Origin of the sequence: Nitrincola sp. A-D6 (assembly GCF_000764495.1) — a bacterium.
GTDB lineage: Bacteria > Pseudomonadota > Gammaproteobacteria > Pseudomonadales > Balneatricaceae > Nitrincola.
This window is the reverse complement of record NZ_JRLB01000080.1, coordinates 1-25,207: the sequence shown is the minus strand read 5'-3', so window position 1 is coordinate 25,207 and position 25,207 is coordinate 1. Positions and strand designations below refer to the sequence as shown.

Below are 25,207 nucleotides of genomic sequence, written 5' to 3'. Positions count from 1 at the left end.
TTTATTGGTGGTTTTGGCTTGCCGGTCTGGGCTGGTTGGTTGGTTGGCGGTATTCTGGCCGGTACCCTGGCTTACTTTATCGGGCATATTTGTTTAGGGTTACGCAGTGACTACCTGGCGATTGCCACGTTGGGTGTGGCCGAAATCATCAAGGCCTTTTTGAAAAACTCCGATTGGTTAACCCGCGGTACGCTGACTGTTTCTCCCTTACCCTGGCCAATTCCAGATGCCGGAGAAATGGGCTTTACTCTGGCGCGTGCGCTCTACCTGTCAGTGACGGCGGTCATGATTGCCATCATCTTCTATCTTTTGCATCGGGCTTATAATGGTCCTTGGGGTAGGATGATGCGCGCTATCCGGGATAACGAATTGTCATCGGCCGCGATGGGCAAAAACGTAAACCAGCGTCGTCTGGAAGTCTTTGTGATCGGCTGTGTATTGATGGGCATAGGTGGCGCTGCTCTGGCGACTTTCAATGGTATTTTTGATCCCACTGGCTATCTACCCTGAATCATACGTTTTTGATCTGGGTGATGGTGATTCTCGGTGGTCCTGGCAATAATATGGGCACGATTTTCGGAGCCGTATTTGTCTATGTTATCTGGGTAATGTCAGAACCCGTGGCCCTGTTTATCCTGAATGCCATCAGCTATTTGGGTGATATGTGGTTTGCCTGGGAAGCTCCATCAGATTTCACCAGCCGTGCATTGCAGGCGCGCGTATTCAGTATTGGCCTGATTATCACCCTGGTGTTACGTTATGCGCCGAAAGGTCTGTTCCCAGAGAAAATTCAACAGCATCATTGATGATTGAACTGTTGCATTCGGTTAGGTGCTGGCCCGATCTTTGCGGCTGTTATTTGCAGCGTTAACAGATCGGACCGGCACCTCTTGCGTTACAATGGAATATTACTGGATCAGTTTCACCGTCTGGAAAGCACCCTCGGTGACAACCATTTCTTCAATAACACCGGGGACGTTACCTCGCTCGTCAAAATCCTGCGTACCGGCGGCACCTTCGTAGTTAATCTCTTTGCCTTCAGCTAATAAGGCCACGGCTTTTTCCCATTCCCCAGGCAGAATGACTTCCCCAGGTGGCATGGAAACAGCTCGCAGGGCTGCGGACACGCCTTCACGCTCTGCAGAACCATTCTTCTCTATGGCAAGGGCCAGCAAGAAGGCGGCATCATAAGACTGGCTGGCAAATACCGCATTGGGGTCCATGCCATCGGCTCGTGCGGCTTCAGAGTAATGCTCTGTGCCTGGAATGTCAGGCTTGCCCGGACGGGTGGCAATCATGCCTTCCAGTACGTCGGCTCCCACAGCACCCACCAGTGCATCACCTACCATACCATCAGCACCTATATACTGGGTGAAGTTACCACTTTCATAGGCTTGACGCAGGATGGTTTGGCCAGAAGTGTCGGCATAGGCGAACACCAGCAGAGTACCGACACCACTGGATGCCAGGCTACCGAGTTCTGAACGGTAGTCAGCTTTACTGTCTTCATGTGCCGCATTAGCAGCAATAAAGCCGCCTTCTGCCTCATAAGTTGTTGCGAAGGCGCTGGATAAGCCTTGACCATAGTCGTTGTTTACATAAGTAACAACAACCTCATCGATTCCTTTGGACAGCAACAGTCTGGCCAGTACTTCACCTTGATAAGCATCGGAAGGTGTAGTGCGGAAGACCAGGTCATTGTCATCAATCTCAGCAACAGCAGGAGACGTGGAGGCAGGTGATACCATAGTGACACCTGCCGGAACCGCAACGTTATTCGCGGCGGCAATCGTCGCACCGGAGCAAAGCGCACCTACAATGGCCGTTACCTTTTCGGTATTGATCATACGGTCGGCTGCGTTAATGGCGGCTGAGGCATCGGTACAGGTCGTATCAGCCGATGAGATACTTAGCGTTTGTCCACCTAGAATACCGCCTTGGGCATTAATCTGGCTGAGTGCCAGTTGTGCTCCTTGAAAGATTGGTGGGGTCAGGCTTTCGATAGGTCCGGTGAAGCCACCGAGAAAGCCGAGTTTGACTTCGGCTTGTGCAATACTGGTCATAGCCGTTGCAGCGATAATCGCGCTGCATAGAAGTGTTTTTTTAATCATTGTGACTCCCTTTGTTTATTTCAACGTTCAGATCGCTGAGCAATGTATGGCTAAACAATTCCTTTATGACACTTTATATCAGCAAAATCAATTGCTGCAGGTCAGCCGGAAACCTATGCAACAGGTGTATGGGAGACAATTAATAACTGGGCGATGGCCGGGCTTTTCAGTAGGATTATGACTTTTTGTGCGGGCAGTCAATGAAACGAGTTGATAAACAGTCTTCTCCTCTTGAGCGGTATACACTAACCCTGACAGGGCTTGCTGTTTTGGGTTTATTGTTGGCGGCAGCTAATCTGCGTGGTGGCTTGGTGGTATTTTCACCTCTGGTTATGGAGGTGCGTGAAGCCCTCAGCCTCAGCGCCAGTGCCTTTGGTATGCTGACAACATTACCGCTGATCTGTTTTGCCGTGATTTCCATCCTCGTGCCACTCATGACACGGTTTTTTTCATCCATCACACTGGTGGTTTTTGGACTGTTGATTATCGCACTGGGAGTTATGTTGCGTTTGGTGGCAAGCTATCCCGTGGTTATTCTGGGAACCTTGTTGCTAGGTTCGGCTATCGCTTTGCTGAATGTTCTGATTCCTGTACTGGTGAAGGTGTTTTTTCCGGGCCGTGTTGGTTTAATGACGGGCCTTTATTCGATTATGCTCAGTTTGGGTGCTGGGATGGGCCTGTATTTGGCCGTGCCCATGATGAACCATTTCAATCATTGGCACTATCCGGTGCTGGTCTGGGCATTGCTTCCCCTGGTCACTAGCCTGATCTGGTTACCTTTATTGAAGTTGCGTGGGGATGTTAAACCTGTAACCGGTGCACGGGTCACCTTGTGGAAAAATCCCACGGCCTGGGCGGTTACCTTCTATATGGGTCTGCAGTCATTTTACTTTTATGCCATAGTAACCTGGTTGCCAAAAATACTGATGGAAAGTGGTCTGGATCCGTTTCAAGCCGGAACTGCAACGGCAATGATCAATTTGGTCAGTATACCTTTTAATCTGTTTGTTCCCATTCTGGCAGCCAGAATGCGTCAGCAGCAGCCTTTGGTTGTGTTGATATTTCTGTTGTCATTTTCTGGTCTGGCCGGACTTTGGTGGGCGCCGCAGCAAGCACCGATGTTATGGGCTTCTTTGATCGGGATGGGCGCTGGCGGGTCACTGAGCCTGGCGCTGTCTTTTTTCATACTACGCACCCGCGACGGGGTGCAGGCAACAGCCTTGTCGGCAATGGCCCAAAGTCTCGGTTATCTGTTGGCATCTTCAGGGCCTGTAACGCTGGCATTGGTGCATGATCTTAGTGGCCATTGGCTGTCCGCTTTATTGTTGCTGATGTTGCTACAGATTTTTCAATTGGCATTTGGCTGGAAAGCAGCCAGTGCGGTACAGGTCAAACCAGATACTAACATTCACTCTACTGATCGGACTGTTTAATGGAACTCATTACTTTTCTAAATGCGTTTACAGGTTTTTTTGTCATTATTGATCCAATAGGTACGGCATTAATATTCCATGCGCTGTTACCGGAGGGGGACCGCCGTCATCGTATCATTATGGCGGTCAAAGCAACGCTGATCAGTGCTGTGTTACTGCTTGTATTTGGTAACTTTGGTGAGGCATTCCTGAATAGCCTGGGGATTAATATTAATGCGTTACGTATCTCTGGCGGTTTGTTGCTGTTTTTTACCGCATTTAACCTGATTACCAGTGAAGTAAAAATGACCCGGCCGGATGAAAAGCAGGATATATCGGTTTACCCGCTTTCAATTCCTTTACTGGCGGGTCCTGGTGCCCTGACCTTGTCAATTTTGTTGTTTTCAGGTGCTGAGACCAGTGCCCAGGAAGTTTCTGTCTTTGCGGCTGTGATCTGCATTTATGGATTAACCTTGATACTAATGCTGCTATCCAGCTATGTAAAACGGGTGATAGGAAAAACCGGTGATGAAATATTACGTCGGTTTTTGGGTGTTATCCTGGCTGCGTTGGCAATCCAGTTCATCTACGATGGCTTCAATAATATGTTGGCCCTGTAGCCCATCTGCCTGAGAGAACCTTCTATTCCTGAGGCAGGATGCCATAACCTGACTATACTGCAAAAGCAGTACTCTAATACCCTTTGGTATTTCAGTAAGTTGGGGTTGTAACCTAGGATTGTTGCGGAACATATCATGAAACGTATCTCCATCAAGTTATTGATTGCGGTAACGGTTACGCTGAGCATGGCTTTGCTGGCCACGATGTTGATTTTTCAGGGTTACCGCGGTATGCAGTCGGGTATTCTTGAAGTAGCTGATCAGGCCAGTCAGCAACTGACGGTTACCATCAACGATCGCATCCAAAAGCTGATGGAACCCAACCAGATGTTGATCAGAATGCTCCGGCATGATCCGCTGGTCAGTGCCAAGGATCCACAACAACGCCTGAGACGATTGCCGGCGATTGCCGAAGTATTGAATGCCAACCCCTTACTTAGTGCGGTTTATATTGGCTATAACAATGCTGATTTCTTATTGCTGAGACAGCTGCATACGGCTCATTCCAGAGCTTTTTTTAATGCACCGGACGCAAGTCATTATCTACTGCAAAGCGTTGTGACCGATGCCGATGGAGATCGTCAGGGTGAGTGGCTTTTTTATGATGACTCTCTGACGGATATGATTGAAGTCCGCAGCATGCCCAATTACACCTTTAACCCTAAGATTCGTTCCTGGTATCAACAAGCACTTGATTCCGACAGGGTAAAGCTCACTGCTCCCTATCTGTTTTACACCACTAGAGAAGTCGGTGTGAGTATGTCACTGCATGCCGGTGATGGTGTGGTGCTGGGTATCGATGCTACTGTGATGGATCTGAGCGAGCAGATGGATTCTTTGCGCCTGACACCGGGTACAGAGATCGCTATTATCAATCAGGATGCGTTGTTGCTTGCCTATCCCGATATCGAACGCTTTATTCTGAGTGACGCACGAGAAACCCGTCTGGCGAGCTTGCAGGAAATAAATGTCCCGGTGCTGCAGGCACTGATTTCACAGCCGCAGGGTACGCATGGCCTGGCGCGCTTTAGCCATGCAGGGCATGACTGGTATGGGCTTGTGTCGCCTCTTGCTGTACTGGGCGATGATGATTTAAGAATACTCATCGCTATTCCTGGCAACGAATTACTGGGTAATGTTAAAAAAAGCTTTCTTAGTCAGGTGCAGTGGGCCTTTTCAATTATGTTGGTGCTGCTATTGTCTGGCTGGGCAGTGGGGCAGCGCATCGGTAATCCTATTGCTGAGCTGGAAAAACAGGTGCGCTCATTGGCAAATCTGAATTTCGATAACAAAATCACGGCTCGGACATCTATTCGTGAAGTGCATGCGCTGGCGCATGTGCTGGATGATATGTCAGGGACCATCCGGCATTTTAAATCGCTGTCCATGACGCTAAATCGAGAGCGCGATCCTGACAAACTGTTGCAGTCGGTTCTGGAAGAATTGGTTAAAGCCGTAGGACATGCCTCGGGTTGTATCTATCTATTTGACGGCAGCACGCAGACACTGAAATTGAATAATCAGATGGATGATCAGAAATTGCCTGACACTATTGTGCTGGAGGGGCTACATGAAGTGGATAGTCAGGTACGCGAGTGCGTCAGAAAAGCGGGCTATGACTTTTATGTTTGCACCATGTTACGTGATCGCTATGAGCATCTGCTGGGTGTTTTGATTATTGACTCGATTGATACCCGATCAACCGATATTCAAGGGTTGCGGGCTTTTATCGATGATATTTCCGGTGCAGCCGCTGTAGCGATAGAAACCCGTCAGATGATTTGCGAACAGAAAGCACTGATTAACGGCATTATCCACCTGATTGCCGATGCCATTGATGCTAAGTCTCCCTATACCAGCGGTCATTGTGAGCGGGTTCCGGCGCTGGCGATGATGCTATCAGATGCAGCGTTGCAAAGTACATTACCCGCATTTCAGCATTACCATATGAATGAAGCTGAAACGGAAGCCTTTCGCATTGCCGCCTGGCTACATGATTGTGGCAAGATTACCAGCCAGAATATGTGGTTGATAAAGCGACCAAGCTGGAAACAATTTATAACCGCATCCATGAAATTCGTACCCGCTTTGAAGTGCTATACCGGGATGCACAGATTGTCTGCTTGCAAGGTATGTTAGAGGGCCAGGATCCAGAAGCGCTGCAACGCTCATGTCTTGCTACTCAGCAGCAGCTTATCGAAGAGTTCAGTTTTATTGCCAAGGCCAACATTGGTGGTGAGTTTATGTCCGAAACGGAAATTAACCGTGTAAGAGAGATAGGTTGTCGTCGCTGGACACGCTATTTTAGTAATCGTATTGGGCTATCACAGGATGAAAAACAACGAATGAACAATCTTTCTGAAGAAGTGTTGCCAGTCGAAGAGGCTTTGCTAAGTGACCGGTATGAACAGATATTTCCCTGGAATGGCCGTAGACCACCGGTCACAAAAAATGATCCTGATAATCATTGGGGATTTGATATGCAAGTACCTGATGTGGCCTACAATCAAGGCGAGCTGCATAATCTGACCATTCAGAAAGGTACGTTGACAGCGGAAGAACGTTTCAAAATTAATGAACATATCGTGCAGACTATTATTATGTTGGAAGCCTTACCCCTACCAGATTATCTGGCAGAGGTACCTGGCATCGCCGGTAATCATCATGAAAAAGTGGATGCAAGCGGTTATCCAAGAGGCCTGCCTGCAGGAGAGTTGAGCTTACAAGAGCGGATTATGGCTGTAGCTGATGTATTTGAAGCACTGACAGCTATCGACCGACCTTACAAACAGGGCAAAACCCTGACGCAGTCACTTGATATTATGGCCCGGATGGTTGCAGATACACATTTGGATGCTGACGTATTTGAGCTGTTTCTGCGCTCAGGGGTCTATCAGCAGTATGCACAGCAGTATATGCAGGCAGAGCAAATAGATAGGGTCGACATCAATCAGTTTATACCGGGCGCTGACTGATTCCATGGATTATTCACGCTGATTCAGATACTTAGGTGTGCTGGGCAGGTTGTCTTTCAGTAGTCTGATCAACTGTGTATCAGCCCAGCTGCGGCGATAAGCCAGGCCAAAGCGATAGTGAAACGCTGGACGAAAGGGTTTAATAACAATATCCCGTTGCACGGCCACCGTATCATAGGCCGTGATCGGATTAATCAGGCTGATACCCACGCCATTAGCGACCAGGCTGCAGATGGCTGCTATATTGGCTTCGGTTTTCCCGGCTATTCTAACCTTGTGTTGTGAAATCAAGCTTAGCAGTTGATCGGCGGCAAGATTGGGTTGGTTAGGAATAACCAGATGCTGATTTTTCAGGTCAGTTACCTCAATAAATTCGGCTTCTACCAATGGATGACCGGCTGGTATAAGACATACAGCCTCGACTGCAAACAGTTCATCTACAGTGAGCCGTTCACTGCTGATTGGCAGAGTCACGAAGCCAGCATCAAAATGTCCTGATTCCACCGCACGCACAACATCGGGGCTGGGCATAATATCGAAATAGATACTGTATTTCGGATTGATCTTCAAAATGGCAGCGATGACTTCCGGAATGTAGGCAAACCCGAGCGCTGGCGCCGAGGCCAGACGCATTCGCGAAGCACCAAATTCACGCAGTGCGACAATGGTGTGCTTCATCTCATCCAGATTGCCCATCAGCTGCATTATCTCCTGATACAACTCATCGGCTTCTGGCAGTTTGATCAGTCGATTCTTGTGACGCATGAACAGCGGCATGCCGATGTTTTCTTCCAGTTGTGCCAGTGATCGGCTGACACCTGATTGAGTCAATCCAAGTGCTTTAGCGGCACGGGTGGCGGTGTCTGACTCATAGAGTGTTTTGAAAACCATGAGTGATTTAAGTGAGTTAAGGTTAACTTCTTTCATGCTGCCCTCCTGTCAATATCGTCTAACACAGGGAGGATTATCATGCTTTTTTGCACTCAAAGCCATGATTAAAAGTCATGATTTAATGAAAAAACATTATAAGTTGAAATTATTTTTTTTTAACTTACACTCAAAAGACGTCAATTTTTAAAGTAAACGTGTGAAGCACTAGTAACAAGAAGGTCGTTACTCTACTTGCTCATATTTATATTCAGGTAATAGCACTGCCTGGCTGGATGATTAAATCAGGAGGTGTTAATCACTGAAATTGAACTAGGCTTAAGCTGTAATGATTGATTCAGTTTTACCTGCTAAATATGGGAGTTCGACTGATCAATCCGGAAAACTGTGTTGTTTATACCCTTGAGTATAAACAAGATCTTTTCACTAAATAGGATAACAACATGAATATGATTAAACAGCATTTAACTAAATCTTTAGTAGCCGCTGCATTTGTTTTTAGTACGGCATCCATGGTTTCCATGACGGCTGATGCACGTGATCTACCCCAAATTAAAGAGGATGTTTTTAAAGTTGCCAATTCAGGCGCTTATCCTCCCTTTAGCTATGTTGACACCGACGGTAACATAGTCGGATTTGATGTTGATATTGCCAAAGCTGTGGCTGAAAAAATGGGTGTGGATGTGGAAATTCAAACCTCACCCTGGAGTGGCATAGTCGCTGCACTGGCGGGTGGGCGTTTTGATGCCTGTATCTGCAGTATGAGTGTGACTGAGGAACGCCAGCGCGCCGTGGATTTTACAGATTCTTATTACAGTGCGGGTTTGTCCGTGTGGGTGCAAGGTGATAACACCGATATTAATAGCCTGGAAGATCTTGAAGGCAAGCGAGTGGGCTCCACTATCGGTGAAACCGGTAACCAATGGGCGGTTGAAAATGGTGAGGGTAAATGGCGTAACCAGACCTTCCAGGGTCTACCCGATCTGCTCACAGGCCTGACCACCGGTCGTGTAGATGCAATCATTGCCGATGATGTTCCTGTGTATGTGGTACTGAGAGAAAACAATCCGGACATTAAATTGGTCGAGGTAGGTGAACTGCCAAGATGGCCTGCCGCAATTTCCATTCAGAAAAACAAGCCTGAGCTTTTGGCTGCTTTGAATACAGCCTTGGCTGAAATTAAAGAAGATGGAACCTATCAGAGCATAGTGGATAAATGGATTGGTGAAGGTGCCACTATTGAGTAAATCACACCCTGCGATCTGATTTTATTATCAGATACTTATGCGGGTGCAAGTCACAAACAGTTATTCCGGTTTAACGCTCAGGTTCGTGACTTGTACCCCTATAACAACTCTTGTCTCCCTTGAGATATACAATATAAAAAGGGTTGGAATATGGACTTTGATTTGATGGTCGGGGTGACCCCATTATTGCTGGAAGCAGCCTGGGTTACCGTCGATATATCAGCCCGCGCTATTTCGTTGGGTTTTATCGTCGCTTGCGTACTGGTGTTTATGCGTTCATTTAAGTTTATTCCAGTACAGTGGTTTGCTCGTGGCTATATTAGCGTTATACGGGGCACACCGTATTTTGTGCAGTTGTTGCTGGTGTTTTATGGCGGCCCCGCATTGGGGGTTAGGCTGGATCCATTTACCTGTGGCGTGTTGGTGGGTGCCTTTAATATCGGCGCTTATATGAGCGAAGCTATTCGTGGCGCCTTGGAATCAGTGGACAGTGGCCAGAGTGAAGCCTCACGCTCAATCGGCTTTGGTCGTTTACAAACGCTGACCTATGTGGTGTTGCCACAAGCGGCTGGTTTAATGATTCGTTCAGTAGGTGTATTGGGTATCGTGCTGGTTAAAAACTCCTCACTGGTATCAATCATTTCTGTGGTGGAACTGACTTACCAGGCGCAGCGTCTGATCGGCTCAACCTACAAGCCCTTTGAAATTTTTGCACTTACAGCCGTTATGTATATCTGCATCGTCTACGCCATCATGGGTATTGTTGAGCTGGCTTATCGTCGTGCCACGCGCTACACCACTTTAGTTAAGAGGGTACAGTGATGGAATTTGATTTTTCTCCGGTCATTACTTACGCCCCTACACTGATGAAAGGTGTCGGTGTGACCTTCCTGATCGCATTGGTAGTCGCAATCTTCTCGATTGTCGGTGGCTTGCTGGTTGCAGTGATCTCGATTTTCACCAATAAAGTGGTGAGCTGGCCGCTACGTTTCTTTATCTGGCTATTCATGACCACGCCACTGCTACTACAACTGTATTTTCTCTACTTCGGATTAGGGGAGTGGATACTGATACCGGCCTTGATGGTGGGGGTGCTGGGTCTGGGCTTTCACTATATGGCCTATAACGCCGATATTTTTATCGCCACTATACGTTCGGTCTCTGGAGGGCAGTATGAAGCATCTCGTTCACTGGGATTTGGGCATCTGCGCACCATTTATTACATTATTGTGCCGCAGGCCTTTATTCGCTCAGTACCACAGATAGGCAATAACATGATTTTGATGGTCAAGGATACCTCGGTGCTTTCAGCGATAGGGGTCGCCGAACTGGTGTATGCCTCGCAGTATGCCATCAGTGTTTCTTTCCGTCCGTTCGAATTCTTTATTGTTATTGCCGTAATTTATTACATCCTGAATTTATTTATGGAATACGGGCAGGCACGTTTTGAGCGCATGACAGCTGATCGCCGATAAACACAGATTATTTTAGCCAAAATACCTTATTTAAATGGGACAGTTATGAAGACTGAAACAACGACCGAAACACCCATGGTGGATATAGTTAATGTTCACAAAAAGTTTGGTGAACTGGAGGTGCTTAAAGGCATCAGTCTTACCGTGCCGCGCGGCAAGATCGTTTCCATTATTGGCTCATCCGGTTCAGGTAAAAGCACCTTGCTGCGTTCCGTGAATCACCTGGAAGTGATTGATAAAGGCACCATCATGCTGGATGGTGTTCAGGTGAATCGTCCGGATATGACCGGACTGACATTTGAACGTCATATCAACCATATACGTCAGAATATGGGCATGGTATTTCAGCACTTTAACCTTTTCCCACACCTTTCCACACTGGAAAATGTGACTTTAGGGCCGCGTAAGCTCAAAGGTATGGACAAAAAGTCGGCCAATGAATTGGGTCGTGAATATCTGGAGCGTGTGGGGCTGGCTGACAAGGCTGAAGTTTATCCTTCCCGATTGTCCGGTGGGCAAAAACAGCGTGTAGCTATTGCCAGAGCCTTGGCGATGCAGCCTAAAGTGATGCTGTTTGATGAAGCCACCTCGGCATTGGATCCGGAACTGGTCGAGGAGGTTAACCAGGTTATGCAGAGTCTGGCTAAAGAGCATATGACCATGCTGATCGTAACCCATGAGATGGCCTTTGCCCGGGATGTATCAGACTGGGCGATGTTTATGGACGGTGGTGTCGTGGTAGAGGAAGGCCCACCAGATAAATTCTTTACCAATCCAGACCACGAGCGCACCCGCAACTTTCTGCGCAAACATCTGGACACTAATCGTTAGCACTTACTGGTAAACGCGAGTGAATAATACAGTCTCTGTGACCGTGGTTGCGGGCAGAGTCAGGGGAATCTTTGTGCTTTTTTTAGCGGAGTTAGAGGTTATATGACAAGCAACGCGTTGTTTTATCAGGCTGGAGCAGAGTTACCGCTGATCAGTCATGCCCAGGGAATTTATATGTGGGATACCCAGGGTAAACGTTATATGGATGGTTGTTCCGGCGCCATTACCTGCAGCCTGGGGCATCAGCATCCAGCTGTCACGGCTGCCATGAAGGCACAACTGGATCAAGTGGCCTTCAGCTACCGTACCCAGTTTGAAAGTCAGGTAGCCATTGATCTGGGGGATGCCCTGGTGGCACTAACCGGGGAGCAACTGCACAAGGTATTTTTTTGTTGGCAGTGGCTCGGAAGCGGTTGAAAGTGCGATGAAGCTGGCACGCCAGTATTTTTATGATCGTGGAGAGCCGCAACGCCAGCGCTTTGTATCCTTACGTCCCTCTTATCATGGCAGTACGCTGGGCGCCTTGGGTCTCACAGGCTATGAACCCCTGGAGCGCCCTTATGAAGATCTGATTACCCCGTCAGTGAAGGTGCCGTCACCGGATTTCTACCGTTTTAAAGAAACGGATATCCCCGCGCATGTCGAAGCGGTTTTGTTACAAACAGAAGCCGCCATGGCTGCCCAGCCAGAAGGTAGTATTGTGGCCTTTGTACTTGAACCTGTAGGCGGTGCCAGTACCGGTGCCCGAATGCTGAACAAACGCTACGTTGAAGGGATTCGTGCCCTGTGTGACCGCTTCGGCTGTTTGCTGATTATGGATGAAGTGCTCAGTGGTATCGGCCGTACCGGTGAATGGTTTGCCTGGCAGCACTGGGGCGTCTGTCCGGATATTCTGGTATTGGCTAAGGGTATGGGTGCGGGTTATTACCCGATAGCCGGGATTATGGCGAAAGGTGACATAGTTGACCCAGTGCAGAATCAGGGTGGCTTTATGCACGGCCATACCTATGCCGGTAACCCGCTGGCCTGCGCCACCGGTCTGGCGGTGATTCGTGCCATGCAGGATGAGGGTGTGGTGGCAAATGTGCGCGAGCAAGGTGCTTACCTGCGTCAGCAGCTGGATGCATTAAAAACCCGTTATGACTTTATCGGTGATGTGCGCGGTATTGGCTTTTTGCAGGGCGTAGAGCTGGTGCAATCTCAGGACACCAAGGCTCCTTTCCCGGCGGCATTTAATGCCTTCAGTAAAATTACCGAGATTGCCAGGGATAAGGGCTTGTTGATTTATCCACGACGCTGTCTGAACGGTGTGGAAGGCGATCACTTTCTGGTGACACCACCCTTGAACACCACGCCTGCTGAAATTGATGAAATGATGCTGTTACTGGATCAGGCGTTAACTGAATTTGGTCAGCTTCTGTCGTAGTTAAATAATAATAATTTTTTGCTTAATAAAATAATTTTGGATGTGACTTGTGAATAAAACAACCTCGATTGAAGACGCGATTGCAGCCATCCCCTCGGGTGCTGTGATCATGGTCGGTGGGTTTGGCAGTCCAGGTACACCCTTCAGCCTGATAGATGAGCTGTTGCGGCAGGGACAACGCAATCTGACACTGATCAAGAATGATGCCAATGAAGCCGGTATCGGCATTAGTAAACTGATTGAGCAGGGTCGGGTAGATCGTCTGATCACTACTCATATAGGTTTGAATAAAACTGCCATTGAGTGGATGAACAGCCAGAAATTAGTGGTGGAGTTTCATCCGCAGGGCATGTTGGCTGAGAAAATACGTACGGCAGGCGCCGGTAGTTACGGTTTTCTCACCGATATCGGTCTGCATTCCGAGATAACCCGTCCGGAGCAGTTGCTGGAGTGGCAGGGTAAACAGTACAAGATGGAAATGGCACTCAAAGCCGACTTTGCTTTAGTGCATGCGGCGCGTGCTGATCGCCTTGGTAACCTGATCTACGAAGGCAGTGCAATGAACTTTAATCCGTTGATGGCGATGGCCGCTGATCAGGTGATTGTTGAAACGCCAGCCTGCTTCGAACCTGGCGAACTCTTGCCCAATCAGATACACACCCCCTGTGCCTTTGTCGACCGTTTGGTGGTGTTGCCCCAGTTAACTCAGGAATACAGGATAATGGAGCATCATGTCAAACATTGAAAGCTTATTGAAACGTGCGGTTAAAGAGATCAAGCCAGGTAGCATTCTGAATCTGGGTATTGGGCTGCCGACGCAGTTGCTGGATTACCTGCCGGATGACCTGGATGTACTGATTCATTCTGAGAATGGCGTGCTGGGTTCCTGGAAGCAGGCCCCACGAGAGCAGATGAGTGCCTCGCTGATCGATGCCGCTGGCGCCTATGTATCCACCGTGAAGGGGAGCAGCTTTTTTGACAGTGCGGTGTCCTTTGCAATGATCCGGCGCAGCAAAATCGATCTGACCATGATTGGTGCTTTTGAAGTGGATCAGCAGGGTAATCTGGCCAATTGGAAAATTCCCGGCAAGTTTTCACCGGGTATCGGTGGGGCGATGGAGCTGGCACAAAAAACGCCGCGCATTGTGGTGCTGATGACTCACTGTGACAAACAGGGACGCTCAAAAATACTGCAGCAATGCCGTTTGCCGGTCACCGCTTATCATTGCATCTCCCGCATTATTACTGACAAGGCGGTGATGGACGTCACCCCGGAAGGCTTGATGGTTCGCGAGATAGCAGACGGTATGACCGCTGATCAGTTGCAAGATATCACTGAAGCTACGCTGATCTTTGCAGAGGAGGTACATAACCCATGAGTCTTGATACAACGGAACAAGCCATATTGCAAAGTTGTGATGCTGTTTTTGACGATGTGCTGGCGTTTACTCAGGAGATGGTCAAACAGTACAGTGTATTAAATCAGGAACAGGGTGTGCTGGATGTGGTAGAACGGCAGTTGCAGACGTTGCAGCTACCGGTGCAGCGTGTGGCGATGAAGCATGCCGAGCTCTGTACCCATGCACTTTATGCTCCTGTGCCCTGGAACCATGAGGACAAGTACAATCTGGTCGCGCAACTTAACCCGGGTGCCAGCGGTAAAACCCTGGTGTTTAACGGTCATCTGGATGTGGTTCCGGCGGATCCTGTAGATATGTGGACTCAGGCGCCACATGAGCCCTGGATTAAAGATGGCTGGTTGTATGGTAGAGGGGCTGGCGATATGCAATCCGGTGTGGCCGCGATGATCTTTGCTGTTCATGCCGTACAGCGTGCCGGGTTCAAAATCACCTCTCCGATTACGCTGCAGGCTGTGGTCGAAGAGGAGTGTTCCGGCAATGGTGCGCTGTCCTGTCTGCAGCAGGGTTTTGGTGGCGATTTTGTGTTGATTCCGGAGCCTTTTGGTCCACAGATCTATTCCGGTCAGGTGGGGGTGCTGTGGTTCAAACTCACGGTACAGGGCAAGCCGGTGCATGTGCTGGATACCGCAGCTGGCGAGAATGCCATTGAGAAGCTGCAGCGGTATATTCCGGCACTGAAATTATTGGAAGAAGAGCTCAACACCTATCACAAAGCACCGCCATATGATGCGGTGGCACGGCCCTTTAACCTGAATATAGGTAAAATCCAGGGCGGCAATTGGCCCTCCAGTGTGCCTGCCTATGCTGAAATGGAAGGCCGGATAGGTTTTCCACCCGGTATGTCAGCCAATGAGATCATGCAGAAAGTCAGTGATGCGGTAGAAAGTGTTAATAAACTGAGTAGCGACCTGGCAATCTCTAAACCGGTGCTGCGCTTTCATGGCTTTCGCTCAGAAGGTCACCTGGTTGATCTGAAGCATGGTGGGATCGGCTTGCTGGCTGACTGTCACCGTTCACTCACTGATAGTGAGCCAGAGCATTATTTGTCTACCTGCACGACAGACCTGCGCGCCTTTCACTTTTACAGTCGTACCGCGGGCACCTGTTATGGCCCATAGCCAAAAATATCCACGGCGTGGATGAGTGTGTGGATATTGAATCGATCCGCCATGTTCTGAAAACCTATGCACTGTTTATCAGTCGCTGGTGCAAACTGGAAGCCTTATGAAACCTGTCTATCTGAGTCATTACCGTCGCACCGCCTTTACCCGGGCGCACCCGAAAAAAACCGAAGTTGATGCGTTTGCTTCTCTGTCTGGCCCCGCGCTGCTGGCAAAGCTTATCGAGGAGATGTTACAGACTACTCAACTGGAAGCAGATCAATTCGATGACCTGACTCTGGGCTGTGCACTGGGGGTAAAGGAGCAGTGGAGTTTTGGTGGACGTTATCCCATACTGCAGACAGCTATTGGTGATCAGTGTGCTTCCCGGATGATCGATCAGCAGTGCGGATCGGGTCTTGCAGCGCTGCGTATGGCAAGTCTGAATATCGCCTCGGGCGGTGCTGAAATCGCCCTCGCCGGTGGCTATGAGCAGATGACACGCGTGCCGATGGGGCCAGCCCTGTTTAACGACGGCACCCTGACAGTCCCAGAACTGCAGTCGGACTATGATGTTGCCAGAGTGATGAATATGGGTTTGACGGCCGAGTCCCTGGCCAAACTCGGTGATATTAGTCGTGAGACCATGGATCGCTTTGCCTGCCGTTCACATGCGTTAGCATCGAGTGCACGTGAACAAGGTTTTCTGGCGGGTGAGATTTTACCCGTCGATACCCCGGAGCAGGCTGGCTATAGCCTGGATGCCTGTATCCGCGAATCGACAACGCTGGAGACACTGTCCGCTTTGAAGCCCGCGTTTGATGAAAATGGTCAGATTACCGCAGGCAATAGCTCCCCCCTGACCAGCGGGGCTGGATTGGCTGTGCTGATGTCAGAACAGGCATTACAACGCAGTGGATTACCGCCCCTGGCGAGGGTTGTGGCCTGTGTCGATCGTGGCACCCGCCCCGAGTTAATGGGGCAGGGGGTGGTGCCTGCAGTGGAACGACTGTTAGCTTTGACCGGGCTGCGCGCTGAGCAGATCGATTTTTGGGAAATTAACGAAGCCTTTAGTGTAGTGCCCTTGTATGCCATGCAGAAGCTACACCTGGATGTAGAACGGGTGAATATTCACGGCGGGGCCTTGGCACTCGGGCACCCCTTGGGTGCTACCGGCATTCGCCTGGCGGGTACTTTGGCGCGAACATTGAAACAACAGCAGGCGCGTTATGGCATCGCCTCTGCTTGCATCGGTGGTGGCCAGGGTATCGCCCTGCTGCTGGAAAACGTTGACTGACTTTTATCCTGAACAGTTTGAGTGGTGGAATACGCATGAAATTTTATTACGCAGAACCCCAAAGCCTGCATGCTCCTGCGACGATGATTATGCGTGGCAAGATCATTGATTCACCGGAAGGTCCGGTCCGTGCTGATATTTTACGTGCCACGCTGGACAAGCATAATATGCAATTGACAGCGCCTGAGGGGCTGGGTAGCGATAGGCAACAGCAGCGCATCCGTGCGCGTTTGCTTCAGATTCATACACCGCGCTATCTGGATTTTCTGGAGACGATCTATCAACGTTGGGTCGATTTACCCGGTGCCTCTGACATAGTGACTCCGAATACACATCCATGCGGAGCCGCCAGGCAGTATCCTGAGCATCCCGTAGGTCTGGCAGGCTGGCATCTGAGTGATATGGCCTGCCCCATGGGACCCGATAGCTTCAAAGGTATCATGGCCAGCGCGGCAACAGCCGAAGCCGCCGCTGAAAGTGTTTTAGCCGGCGAGGATAGTGCCTATGCGCTCTGTCGTCCGCCAGGGCATCATGCCGGACCGGAACTGGCCGGTGGTTTCTGTTATCTGAATAACTCGGCACTGGCAGCGACTGTGCTGCGTGAGAAATATGATCGGGTAGCGGTGGTGGATGTCGACCTGCACCATGGCAATGGTACCCAGACAATATTCTATGAGCGTAACGATGTGTGGACCGGCTCCCTGCATGCAGATACGCGAGCCTTCTACCCTTTTTTCTGGGGTCTGGAGAATGAAACCGGTGCAGGTGCAGGGCAGGGCTTTAATGTCAATATGCCCTTGCCTATCGGAACCGCCGGGCAGGGGTTTCTGAGCACCCTGGATGCCCTGTTGGAGCGTCTGGCTGAGTTTCGTCCTGAGGCTATCGTTATTGCCCTGGGACTGGATGCACATAAGGATGATCCTTTGGCGGGACTGGCACTGGAAACACAGGATTTTACCGCGATAGGTAGCCGCCTGGCAGGTTTAAACTTGCCGACAGTGGTAGTGCAGGAAGGAGGCTATCCAACTGCACATCTGGGTAACAATCTGGCGGCATTTTTAACCGGTTTTCGTGGTGTCTGACAAGGCACCTTACATAACAGCAATGAGAGAAATACTATGACAATAACCTATCAAGGCAGCAATCAACGCATGAGCCAGGCGACAGTGCACAATGGCACGGTATATCTGGCAGGACAGGTGGCAGCTGATGCCAGTGCGGACATGCGTGGTCAGACAGAACAGATTCTGGCCGGTATTGATGCTCTGTTGGCGCAGGTGGGAACGGCAAAAGATCATCTGCTATCGGCTACCATTTGGGTAACTGATCTGGCTGAGTTTGATCAGATGAATGCCGCCTGGGATGCCTGGGTCACTCCAGGACGCCCACCGGTGCGTGCCTGTGTGGAAGCCAAGCTGGCCAAGCCAGAGTGGAAAGTGGAAATCATGGTGGTGGCTGCACTTCCCTGAAACCAATAGCCTGAGCTGAATCAACATTACGGCAGGTATACCTGGTAGTTCAATCCAGAGAGTTGTAATGCGTGCAGGCTCAGGCTAGAGTTTTATTCAGGTGTTGTGCTTGTATACTACTATCAGAGGAAGGAACATTGTCATGAACAAGATAAGCTTCACAGGGATGTTGGGATTGTTGTTGCTGGTTGTCTTATCGGGGCCTTTGTCCGCTGAGGGGTTGATCGTCAATCAGTTTCAGCCTGAAGTCCGTCCTGGTGACCGGATGTTTGTTAACGGTCTGTCTGAACAAGCTGTGCTTGCTCGTTTCGGTGAGCCGACCCGTAAGGTGGCTCCAGTCGGTCAGCCGCCGATCAGTCAATGGGTCTATGATGAATTTACGGTGTACTTCGAATACCAGACGGCTCTGCATGCCGTAGCTCATCGCAAGAATCCGCGCTTTACAGATTGACAAGCTTACCCTCTAACTCGTCCCGTCCTCTCTAATATATAGCCCTTATGTACAGGCTATATTACCTAAATCATTCAATTAATTAATGAAAGTTAAATGGATGATCGAGTCAAATAATTTATTAAGATAAATAACTATTTAAATTTGCTACTTATAGTCTACTTTTATATTAAGTGATCAGGTTATTACATTTTGTCGAATAGCCATTATTAATATGTGCCAATATGTGTATGCTTAATTTTATTCGAATTAACTAATGTTATTTCCTCTATGAATTATATGGTTAATAGGTGGGGTGAAATGCTTAAAATAATCAAGTCAGTTCTGGCCGCTTTTTTTGGTGTGCAGTCAGAGGCCAACCGGCAGCAGGATTTCCAGTCGGTTTCACCCTGGAAGTTTATTTTTGTCGGAGTTGTTATGGCGTTAATTTTTGTGCTTGTAGTTGCATGCATTGCATGGCTTGCAGCTAATTAATTAATTTTTTTGCACCTTTTCATTTCCCGTCTATACTCAACATAACTAAATACTGGCTGCATTTCCTTACACATAAAAATTAAAGGAGGGGATTGATGGGCCGACTTATTCGAAAAGTTTTTCGTGTCGTGCTTCTGTCATTGTTTACTGGCGTGGCACAGGCATCATCAATAAATACCTCATCCGGATGGAATATGCCGGTCGGTGTCACAGAAATCAGTCGTGAAGTGTATGGGCTGCATATGATCATTTTATGGATCTGTGTCGCCATCGCTGTCGTCGTCTTCGGCGTCATGTTCTACTCGCTGATCACTTACCGCAAGTCAAAAGGAGCCAAAGCTGCTCATTTTCATGAAAATACTACCGTTGAAATCATCTGGACAGCCATTCCTATGGTGATTCTGGTGTTGATGGCCGTACCTGCGACCGCCACACTGAAAAAAAATGTATGACGCTTCTGAAGCTGATATTGATGTGTTGGTAACAGGCTATCAGTGGCGCTGGCGCTATGAGTATCTTGAAGAAAATGTCAGCTTTTTCAGTAACCTGGCAACCCCCAGAGAACAAATCTATGAAGCCGATTCCAAGGGTGACAATTATCTGCTTGAGGTAGATGAGCCCATGGTGGTGCCTACCGGCACAAAAATCCGTGTATTGCTGACAGCCAATGATGTGATTCACTCCTGGTGGGTACCTGACCTGGCGGTGAAAAAAGATGCCATCCCGGGGTTTATTAATGAAACCTGGTTCGAGATAGATGAGCCGGGTATTTACCGTGGTCAATGTGCTGAGCTGTGTGGCCGGGATCATGCCTTTATGCCGATTGAGGTTAAAGCGGTTACTCCCGAGGACTATGTCGTCTGGTTGGATAGTCGCCGTGAGGCCGCTGCAGTAGAAGCGGCTGGTTCCGACCGCGAATGGGAGATGGATGAGTTAATGGAGCGTGGTATGGCAACCTATAATACCTATTGCGCCGCTTGCCATCAGCCTGAAGGGCAGGGGTTACCTCCGATGTTCCCGGCGTTGGCTGGTACAGGTATTACGATAGACCCGGATGCTCTGGATGCGCATAAGGCAATTGTTTTGCATGGTCAAGCAGGTACGGCTATGCCTGCCTTTGGTGCGACTCTGTCACCTGCCGAAATCGCGGCGGTGATCACCTATGAGCGTAATGCCTGGGGAAATGACACGGGTGATCTTGTGCAACCATCTGCCGTGCGTGCTTTGCTGGAATCACAATAAGAAGAGGTTAATGTTATGGCGTCTGATACATCGCAAGCGACTGTTCAGCAAAGTGTCAGTGATGTGGCACAGGGTGGTGCAGCACACGCAAGTCATGCAAGCCATGGACCGACTGGCATCCTGCGCTGGGTGTTAACCACCAATCATAAAGAGATAGGCTCTCTCTATCTGCTGTTCTCGCTGTTGATGCTGTTTATCGGTGGCACTATGGCGCTGGTGATTCGCACCGAGCTTTTTCAACCGGGCATGCAGTATATTCAGCCGGAATTTTTCAATCAGATGACTACCATGCACGGCCTGATCATGGTGTTTGGTGCGATCATGCCCGCTTTCGTCGGCTTGGCTAACTGGATGATTCCGATGCAGATCGGGGCACCGGATATGGCGCTTCCGCGTCTGAATAACTTCAGCTTTTGGTTGTTGCCGGTCGCCTTCGGGATTCTGTTATCTACCCTGTTTATGGAAGGCGGTGGTCCAAACTTTGGCTGGACCTTTTATGCACCGCTATCGACAACCTTTGCACCGCCCTCAACCAGTTTCTTTGTCATGTCGATTCACTTGGCTGGTATTAGCTCCATACTCGGTGCGATTAATATCATTGCCACTATTCTGAATCTGCGCACACCCGGTATGCGCTTGATGGATATGTCATTGTTTGTCTGGACCTGGCTGATTACAGCATTTTTACTTATAGCCGTCATGCCGGTACTGGCCGGTGTTGTGACCATGATGCTCATGGATATCAACTTCGGTACCAGCTTCTTTAATGCCGCTGGTGGTGGTGATCCGGTGCTGTTTCAGCATCTGTTTTGGTTCTTCGGTCACCCTGAAGTGTATATCATGATTTTGCCGGCGTTCGGTATCGTGTCACTGATCGTGCCTACCTTTGCGCGGAAGCGCCTGTTTGGCTATGCCTCGATGGTTTATGCCACCGCCTCCATTGCCATTCTTTCATTCGTGGTCTGGGCGCATCATATGTTTACGGTCGGTTTACCACTCACCGCTGAACTCTTTTTTATGTACTCGACCATGCTGATTGCGGTGCCGACCGGGGTTAAGGTGTTCAACTGGATTGCCACGCTGTTCAGGGGGGAAATCACCTTTGAAGTCCCTATGCTGTTTGCGCTGGGTTTTATTGTTATGTTCACCATCGGTGGTTTGTCCGGGGTGATGCTGGCGATAGTGCCCGCTGATTTCCAGTATCACGATACCTATTTTGTGGTGGCGCATTTTCATTATGTACTGGTGCCGGGTGCTGTGTTCGCGATTATGGCGGCCGCCTATTACTGGATGCCTAAATGGACCGGTCACTACGCTAATGAAACTCTGGGTAAGTGGCATTTCTGGATGTCGGTTATCGGTGTGAATCTGACTTTCTTCCCGATGCACTTTTCCGGTCTGGCAGGTATGCCACGGCGTATTCCGGACTATGCCCTGCAGTTTGCCGATTTCAACATGCTCTCATCGATTGGCGGCTTCCTGTTCGGATTTTCCCAGTTGATCTTCGTCTGGGTGCTGGTGAAAGCCATACGTGGTGGCGAGAAAGCCCCGGCGAAAGCCTGGGAGGGTGCCGAAGGTCTGGAGTGGACCGTACCGAGTCCTGCGCCGCTGCATACCTTTGATACACCGCCAGCCTATGATCCGGCTATTGACTCACCGAGTCGACACTAACATGTCGACAGATGCCAGGAGGTCATGTCGATGAGTGTCAGCCAAACGGCTCAAGCCGGTGTAAAGCGAACTGTTAAAAAAACCCTCTGGGTGTTGCTGGGTATGGTGGGTTTTACACTGGCTTTGATACCCCTGTATGACGTTTTCTGTGAAGTGACCGGATTGAATGGAAAAACCGCCGATTCCGCACAGATTATCAGTGCCAAGGGGGTGGATGAGTCGCGTGAAGTTCGAGTCCAACTGGTGACCCGCAGCGGCAGTGGCTTGCCCTGGCGGCTGGAGGCGCTTGATCCCGTCGTGACTGTACATCCGGGACAGATCTCCCAAGCACGTTTTAAGTTCACTAATGTAGGTGATGCACGCAGTTCTGGGCGTGCCGTGCCGAGCATCAGTCCCTCAGCGGGTGCCCGGCATTTTCGTAAGATGGAATGTTTCTGCTTCGAGCAGCAGTGGTTGATGGCTGGTGAGACGATGCAGTTACCCCTGGTGTTTCAGGTCGACCCTGATCTACCTGCTGATATAAAAACATTAACGCTGGCTTATACGCTCTATCCGATGGATGAAGTGGTTGCCCTGGGAGGCTTTCGTGACTAGTCAATATTATGTTCCCCCAACCAGTAAATGGCCGATCATTGCTGTGGTGGTTATGGCCAGTTTGGCTATAGGTGCCGGTTCATTAATGAGTTATGGAACCGGCTTACCCTTCCTGCTGATAGGCCTGGTGGGTATCGCACTGGTGATGTATGGCTGGTTTCGTGATGTGGTCAGGGAATCTATGGGAGGGCTGTACGATGCGCAGATGGACCGTTCCTTTCGACAGGGTATGGCCTGGTTCATCTTCTCGGAAGTGATGTTCTTTGCGGCTTTTTTTGGCGCGCTTTTCTATGTGCGCGTATTTGCCTTGCCCTGGTTGGACGGCCAGGGTGCCAAGGGTGTTACGGCATTGCTCTGGCCTGATTTTACTGCTAGCTGGCCGTTGATGCAGACCCCAGATCCAAGTATTGGTGGTCCAACCGCGGTAGTCAATCCCTGGACACTGCCATTGATCAACACCCTGCTGCTGGTTTCATCCAGTGTCACCCTGACTATTGCACATCATGCGCTGAAGGCCGGTGAGCGTCTGAAACTGCGTAACTGGTTAATTGTGACTCTGGTGTTAGGCAGTGTTTTCCTGGTTATTCAGGGTGTTGAGTATGTTGAAGCCTGGAATCACCTTGGGTTAACACTGCAGGCAGGTATCTATGGTTCAACCTTTTTCATGCTCACGGGGTTTCATGGCCTGCATGTGACCATCGGGGCCATCGTGCTGGCGGTATTGTTGGTGCGGGTACTGAAAGGACATTTCAGCGCCGATAACCATTTTGCTTTTGAGGCTGGTGCCTGGTATTGGCACTTTGTGGATGTCGTGTGGATTGGGCTGTTCCTGTTTGTCTATGTATTTTGAGCACAAGGGCCGAACGGATCAATTCAGCAGGCCCTGAGAAAAACCATAGACCAACAGCACCATCAGTATAACGGCCAGGGTAATGCGCAGTTTCAGCGATGTCAGCGTACGTTTGGATGTAGACGCATCTTTAAGTAAAAAACCGGCACCGGCCGCCAGGCTGATTAACATGGCAATAAAGGTGAGGGCTATCAGGAGCTTTAGCATGAATCACTCCGAAGCGCTGAAGCGCAGGGGTTATAAAGCACCCAGTCGATCAAAAAACACGCGACAGGTCAAGCGTCTTATCAGTTTGACATTATGGTGGGGATTATGGATGAGTCTGATGTTAGTTGGCTTGGCTCTGGCAAATTGGCAGTGGCAACGCGCGGCAGAGAAAACTGAGTTGCTGGCACAGTGGTCCGCCACCGAGATGTTATACAACCCGGTCGTTGAACCTGAAAACCTGGCACAAGTGACGCTGACAGGGCGCTTTTTGGCAGAGGAAACCCTGTGGCTGGATAACCGGATTCTGGAAGGGCAGGTGGGTGTGGCTGTGCTGACGCCGTTGCTGGCGGACTCAGGTCACTGGTGGCTGATTCAACGTGGTTTTATCCCGACGGTGGTTGATCGTGGTATTGAACCCGAAGTGACCACGCCTGAGGCTTCTGTGGAGCTGAGCGGCTATTGGCAACAGCTGCAGCAGGGTAATCTGGTGTTTGGTGATAATCGTGAAGGAAACCGCCTGCAGTCTCTCGATCTAGCTCCCTGGAGTCATCTGCCACAAGCGCATTTTCAGGGTGTGGTGCATCAGAGTGCCGGAGAAGGTCAGTTAGCGGCTTGGTGGAAACCCAGTCAGATGCCTCCTGAGCGGCATATTGCCTATGCCGTTCAGTGGCTTTGTCTGGCACTGCTGGCCTTGATTGTAGCCATGATAGGGCATCGGATGCTTTATCGTAAAACCTGTCAGCAGGATAGTTTATGAAAGCGCGTATTCAGTTAATCCTCTTGATTTTGGTGCTCGGTGCGCCCATGCCAGTGGCCTGGGCGATGCTGCATTGGCAAATTGGCATTCCGGATTCAGATGTAGCCAAAGGTGAATTGCACCATCAGATCCCGCCTTTAAGTGAGTGGCCGCTGGACTGGCAGGCCAATGATCGTTGGTTGCTGGTCTGGAGTGCACCGGATGTCTGTGGTGCTGATTGTCAGGCCCAGGCTGATCAATGGTGGCGTATGCACCGGGCGCTCGGGCGCCAGGCGATTCGGGTTGAACGCTTGCGTTTGACCGGTCAGGATCAGCAGGTTTTACCTGGAGAGACCCAGATGCTGTGGCAAGACTATCGTCCTGATTGGGTCGAAGACTTTCAGGTATGGCTGGTTGATCCGCAAGGCATAGTGGTGACCCGCTATGGCGCTTTTACCGAGGTGCGGAATGTACATAAAGACCTGGAACGTTTGCTGAAACGCAACCCGGAATGAAATGACTGCTATAGTTATAATTGAATAACAAAAATAAGAGGTGATGATGGTGAGATCTGACGACAGCCTTCAGGGCCGATCCCGACAGGCGGTTAACCGGGCCTTGTATCTGTCTGCTATAGGCGTTGGTTTTACTTTCATGGTTATTCTGGTTGGAGTCTGGACCCGACTGGTTGATGCTGGCTTGGGCTGCCA

28 protein-coding genes and 1 pseudogene are annotated in these 25,207 nt (G+C 49.7%); 26 read left to right on the top strand and 3 right to left on the bottom strand.

All coding sequences use genetic code 11. The annotated features are described in order from the left end of the window. Positions 1-806, top strand: a pseudogene (locus LH51_RS12765) (branched-chain amino acid ABC transporter permease); the annotation flags it as partial. A gap of 102 nt (positions 807-908) precedes the next feature. On the opposite strand, the gene LH51_RS12760 reads toward LH51_RS12765, so the two are convergent. Then, complete coding sequence (locus tag LH51_RS12760; RefSeq protein WP_036522643.1) at positions 909-2,111, bottom strand: ABC transporter substrate-binding protein; 1,203 nt, start codon at positions 2,109-2,111, stop codon at positions 909-911. Positions 2,112-2,311: 200 nt separating this feature from the next. On the opposite strand from LH51_RS12760, the gene LH51_RS12755 reads away from it, so the two are divergent. From LH51_RS12755 to LH51_RS19355, 4 genes are all read left to right on the top strand, one after another. After that, entirely contained in the window at positions 2,312-3,544 is a 1,233-nt protein-coding gene (locus LH51_RS12755; RefSeq protein ID WP_052063760.1) for a CynX/NimT family MFS transporter, read from the top strand. After that, positions 3,544-4,143, top strand: coding sequence for a MarC family protein (locus LH51_RS12750; protein ID WP_036522642.1), 600 nt, complete (start codon positions 3,544-3,546; stop codon positions 4,141-4,143). Before LH51_RS12755 ends, LH51_RS12750 begins: the two co-directional genes overlap by 1 nt. 135 nt (positions 4,144-4,278) lie before the next feature. Further along, entirely contained in the window at positions 4,279-6,282 is a 2,004-nt protein-coding gene (locus LH51_RS12745) for a HAMP domain-containing protein (protein ID WP_052063759.1), read from the top strand. Beyond that, positions 6,276-7,118, top strand: coding sequence for an HD-GYP domain-containing protein (locus tag LH51_RS19355; protein WP_052063758.1), 843 nt, complete (start codon positions 6,276-6,278; stop codon positions 7,116-7,118). Before LH51_RS12745 ends, LH51_RS19355 begins: the two co-directional genes overlap by 7 nt. Before the next feature lie 9 nt (positions 7,119-7,127). Here the strand turns inward: LH51_RS19355 and LH51_RS12740 are convergent, their stop codons facing one another. Then, complete coding sequence (locus LH51_RS12740) at positions 7,128-8,045, bottom strand: LysR family transcriptional regulator (RefSeq protein WP_052063757.1); 918 nt, start codon at positions 8,043-8,045, stop codon at positions 7,128-7,130. 404 nt (positions 8,046-8,449) lie between these two features. Between LH51_RS12740 and LH51_RS12735 the strand changes: the two genes are divergently transcribed. The 19 genes from LH51_RS12735 to LH51_RS12660 all read left to right on the top strand — a co-directional run bounded on the left by LH51_RS12735 (position 8,450) and on the right by LH51_RS12660 (position 23,554). Beyond that, entirely contained in the window at positions 8,450-9,253 is an 804-nt protein-coding gene (locus tag LH51_RS12735; protein ID WP_036522641.1) for a transporter substrate-binding domain-containing protein, read from the top strand. A 150-nt stretch (positions 9,254-9,403) separates the two neighbouring features. Then, positions 9,404-10,075, top strand: coding sequence for an amino acid ABC transporter permease (locus tag LH51_RS12730; protein WP_036522640.1), 672 nt, complete (start codon positions 9,404-9,406; stop codon positions 10,073-10,075). Further along, entirely contained in the window at positions 10,075-10,728 is a 654-nt protein-coding gene (locus LH51_RS12725) for an amino acid ABC transporter permease (protein ID WP_036522638.1), read from the top strand. The genes LH51_RS12730 and LH51_RS12725 overlap by 1 nt, the downstream gene beginning before the upstream one ends. 45 nt (positions 10,729-10,773) lie before the next feature. Then, a complete protein-coding gene (locus LH51_RS12720) occupies positions 10,774-11,559 on the top strand; it encodes an amino acid ABC transporter ATP-binding protein (RefSeq protein WP_442934841.1) in 786 nt (261 codons plus the stop codon). A gap of 102 nt (positions 11,560-11,661) precedes the next feature. After that, complete coding sequence (locus LH51_RS22790) at positions 11,662-11,976, top strand: aminotransferase class III-fold pyridoxal phosphate-dependent enzyme (protein ID WP_235263717.1); 315 nt, start codon at positions 11,662-11,664, stop codon at positions 11,974-11,976. 7 nt (positions 11,977-11,983) lie between these two features. Continuing rightward, positions 11,984-12,985 carry an aminotransferase family protein gene (locus LH51_RS12715; RefSeq protein ID WP_235263716.1) on the top strand — a complete coding sequence of 334 codons (1,002 nt, stop codon included), beginning with the start codon at positions 11,984-11,986 and terminating at the stop codon, positions 12,983-12,985. Positions 12,986-13,034: 49 nt separating this feature from the next. Beyond that, the gene (locus LH51_RS12710) at positions 13,035-13,730 is read left to right on the top strand and encodes a CoA transferase subunit A (RefSeq protein ID WP_036522635.1); all 696 of its coding nucleotides are present in this window, start codon (positions 13,035-13,037) and stop codon (positions 13,728-13,730) included. Continuing rightward, positions 13,717-14,364: a 3-oxoacid CoA-transferase subunit B gene (locus tag LH51_RS12705; protein ID WP_200881997.1), complete on the top strand. Its 648-nt coding sequence runs from the start codon at positions 13,717-13,719 to the stop codon at positions 14,362-14,364. The genes LH51_RS12710 and LH51_RS12705 overlap by 14 nt, the downstream gene beginning before the upstream one ends. Beyond that, positions 14,361-15,524, top strand: coding sequence for an ArgE/DapE family deacylase (locus tag LH51_RS12700; RefSeq protein WP_235263715.1), 1,164 nt, complete (start codon positions 14,361-14,363; stop codon positions 15,522-15,524). The genes LH51_RS12705 and LH51_RS12700 overlap by 4 nt, the downstream gene beginning before the upstream one ends. Before the next feature lie 106 nt (positions 15,525-15,630). Continuing rightward, positions 15,631-16,803 carry an acetyl-CoA C-acyltransferase gene (locus LH51_RS12695; protein ID WP_036522633.1) on the top strand — a complete coding sequence of 391 codons (1,173 nt, stop codon included), beginning with the start codon at positions 15,631-15,633 and terminating at the stop codon, positions 16,801-16,803. A gap of 35 nt (positions 16,804-16,838) precedes the next feature. Continuing rightward, positions 16,839-17,885, top strand: a complete 1,047-nt coding sequence (locus LH51_RS12690; RefSeq protein WP_036522632.1) for a histone deacetylase family protein — start codon at positions 16,839-16,841, stop codon at positions 17,883-17,885. Positions 17,886-17,921: 36 nt separating this feature from the next. Further along, entirely contained in the window at positions 17,922-18,272 is a 351-nt protein-coding gene (locus LH51_RS12685) for a RidA family protein (protein ID WP_036522631.1), read from the top strand. Positions 18,273-18,414: 142 nt separating this feature from the next. Beyond that, on the top strand, positions 18,415-18,723 hold the full coding sequence (locus LH51_RS12680) for a hypothetical protein (RefSeq protein WP_036522629.1): 309 nt from the start codon (positions 18,415-18,417) through the stop codon (positions 18,721-18,723). Between the two features lie 300 nt (positions 18,724-19,023). Continuing rightward, the gene (locus tag LH51_RS20105) at positions 19,024-19,197 is read left to right on the top strand and encodes a DUF2970 domain-containing protein (RefSeq protein ID WP_081960808.1); all 174 of its coding nucleotides are present in this window, start codon (positions 19,024-19,026) and stop codon (positions 19,195-19,197) included. A gap of 95 nt (positions 19,198-19,292) precedes the next feature. Further along, positions 19,293-19,649, top strand: coding sequence for a cytochrome c oxidase subunit II transmembrane domain-containing protein (locus LH51_RS24820; protein WP_442934840.1), 357 nt, complete (start codon positions 19,293-19,295; stop codon positions 19,647-19,649). Continuing rightward, positions 19,642-20,439: a c-type cytochrome gene (locus LH51_RS12675; protein WP_442934839.1), complete on the top strand. Its 798-nt coding sequence runs from the start codon at positions 19,642-19,644 to the stop codon at positions 20,437-20,439. Before LH51_RS24820 ends, LH51_RS12675 begins: the two co-directional genes overlap by 8 nt. A gap of 15 nt (positions 20,440-20,454) precedes the next feature. Further along, positions 20,455-22,110: a cytochrome c oxidase subunit I gene (ctaD, locus tag LH51_RS12670; protein WP_036522622.1), complete on the top strand. Its 1,656-nt coding sequence runs from the start codon at positions 20,455-20,457 to the stop codon at positions 22,108-22,110. 30 nt (positions 22,111-22,140) lie between these two features. Beyond that, positions 22,141-22,704, top strand: coding sequence for a cytochrome c oxidase assembly protein (locus LH51_RS12665; protein ID WP_036522620.1), 564 nt, complete (start codon positions 22,141-22,143; stop codon positions 22,702-22,704). Then, positions 22,697-23,554: a cytochrome c oxidase subunit 3 gene (locus LH51_RS12660; RefSeq protein ID WP_036522619.1), complete on the top strand. Its 858-nt coding sequence runs from the start codon at positions 22,697-22,699 to the stop codon at positions 23,552-23,554. The genes LH51_RS12665 and LH51_RS12660 overlap by 8 nt, the downstream gene beginning before the upstream one ends. Positions 23,555-23,572: 18 nt before the next feature. Here LH51_RS12660 and LH51_RS12655 read toward each other — a convergent pair whose 3' ends face one another. Further along, entirely contained in the window at positions 23,573-23,761 is a 189-nt protein-coding gene (locus LH51_RS12655) for a DUF2909 domain-containing protein (protein ID WP_036522618.1), read from the bottom strand. Here LH51_RS12655 and LH51_RS12650 point away from each other — a divergent pair. Then, complete coding sequence (locus LH51_RS12650; protein ID WP_052063754.1) at positions 23,760-24,518, top strand: SURF1 family protein; 759 nt, start codon at positions 23,760-23,762, stop codon at positions 24,516-24,518. The two genes, LH51_RS12655 and LH51_RS12650, sit on opposite strands and share 2 nt — an antisense overlap. Then, positions 24,515-25,012, top strand: a complete 498-nt coding sequence (locus tag LH51_RS12645) for a hypothetical protein (protein ID WP_036522617.1) — start codon at positions 24,515-24,517, stop codon at positions 25,010-25,012. Before LH51_RS12650 ends, LH51_RS12645 begins: the two co-directional genes overlap by 4 nt. Positions 25,013-25,207: the final 195 nt, after the last annotated feature.

Bases quoted from the DNA above. Each gene is read 5' to 3' on its own strand.
- LH51_RS12760 (WP_036522643.1), bottom strand. From the start codon at position 2,111: ATGATTAAAAAAACACTTCTATGCAGCGCGATTATCGCTGCAACGGCT.
- LH51_RS12755 (WP_052063760.1), top strand. From the start codon at position 2,312: ATGAAACGAGTTGATAAACAGTCTTCTCCTCTTGAGCGGTATACACTA.
- LH51_RS12750 (WP_036522642.1), top strand. From the start codon at position 3,544: ATGGAACTCATTACTTTTCTAAATGCGTTTACAGGTTTTTTTGTCATT.
- LH51_RS12745 (WP_052063759.1), top strand. From the start codon at position 4,279: ATGAAACGTATCTCCATCAAGTTATTGATTGCGGTAACGGTTACGCTG.
- LH51_RS19355 (WP_052063758.1), top strand. From the start codon at position 6,276: ATGTTAGAGGGCCAGGATCCAGAAGCGCTGCAACGCTCATGTCTTGCT.
- LH51_RS12740 (WP_052063757.1), bottom strand. From the start codon at position 8,045: ATGAAAGAAGTTAACCTTAACTCACTTAAATCACTCATGGTTTTCAAA.
- LH51_RS12735 (WP_036522641.1), top strand. From the start codon at position 8,450: ATGAATATGATTAAACAGCATTTAACTAAATCTTTAGTAGCCGCTGCA.
- LH51_RS12730 (WP_036522640.1), top strand. From the start codon at position 9,404: ATGGACTTTGATTTGATGGTCGGGGTGACCCCATTATTGCTGGAAGCA.
- LH51_RS12725 (WP_036522638.1), top strand. From the start codon at position 10,075: ATGGAATTTGATTTTTCTCCGGTCATTACTTACGCCCCTACACTGATG.
- LH51_RS12720 (WP_442934841.1), top strand. From the start codon at position 10,774: ATGAAGACTGAAACAACGACCGAAACACCCATGGTGGATATAGTTAAT.
- LH51_RS22790 (WP_235263717.1), top strand. From the start codon at position 11,662: ATGACAAGCAACGCGTTGTTTTATCAGGCTGGAGCAGAGTTACCGCTG.
- LH51_RS12715 (WP_235263716.1), top strand. From the start codon at position 11,984: ATGAAGCTGGCACGCCAGTATTTTTATGATCGTGGAGAGCCGCAACGC.
- LH51_RS12705 (WP_200881997.1), top strand. From the start codon at position 13,717: ATGTCAAACATTGAAAGCTTATTGAAACGTGCGGTTAAAGAGATCAAG.
- LH51_RS12700 (WP_235263715.1), top strand. From the start codon at position 14,361: ATGAGTCTTGATACAACGGAACAAGCCATATTGCAAAGTTGTGATGCT.
- LH51_RS12695 (WP_036522633.1), top strand. From the start codon at position 15,631: ATGAAACCTGTCTATCTGAGTCATTACCGTCGCACCGCCTTTACCCGG.
- LH51_RS12690 (WP_036522632.1), top strand. From the start codon at position 16,839: ATGAAATTTTATTACGCAGAACCCCAAAGCCTGCATGCTCCTGCGACG.
- LH51_RS12685 (WP_036522631.1), top strand. From the start codon at position 17,922: ATGACAATAACCTATCAAGGCAGCAATCAACGCATGAGCCAGGCGACA.
- LH51_RS12680 (WP_036522629.1), top strand. From the start codon at position 18,415: ATGAACAAGATAAGCTTCACAGGGATGTTGGGATTGTTGTTGCTGGTT.
- LH51_RS20105 (WP_081960808.1), top strand. From the start codon at position 19,024: ATGCTTAAAATAATCAAGTCAGTTCTGGCCGCTTTTTTTGGTGTGCAG.
- LH51_RS24820 (WP_442934840.1), top strand. From the start codon at position 19,293: ATGGGCCGACTTATTCGAAAAGTTTTTCGTGTCGTGCTTCTGTCATTG.
- LH51_RS12675 (WP_442934839.1), top strand. From the start codon at position 19,642: ATGTATGACGCTTCTGAAGCTGATATTGATGTGTTGGTAACAGGCTAT.
- ctaD (WP_036522622.1), top strand. From the start codon at position 20,455: ATGGCGTCTGATACATCGCAAGCGACTGTTCAGCAAAGTGTCAGTGAT.
- LH51_RS12665 (WP_036522620.1), top strand. From the start codon at position 22,141: ATGAGTGTCAGCCAAACGGCTCAAGCCGGTGTAAAGCGAACTGTTAAA.
- LH51_RS12650 (WP_052063754.1), top strand. From the start codon at position 23,760: ATGAATCACTCCGAAGCGCTGAAGCGCAGGGGTTATAAAGCACCCAGT.
- LH51_RS12655 (WP_036522618.1), bottom strand. From the start codon at position 23,761: ATGCTAAAGCTCCTGATAGCCCTCACCTTTATTGCCATGTTAATCAGC.
- LH51_RS12645 (WP_036522617.1), top strand. From the start codon at position 24,515: ATGAAAGCGCGTATTCAGTTAATCCTCTTGATTTTGGTGCTCGGTGCG.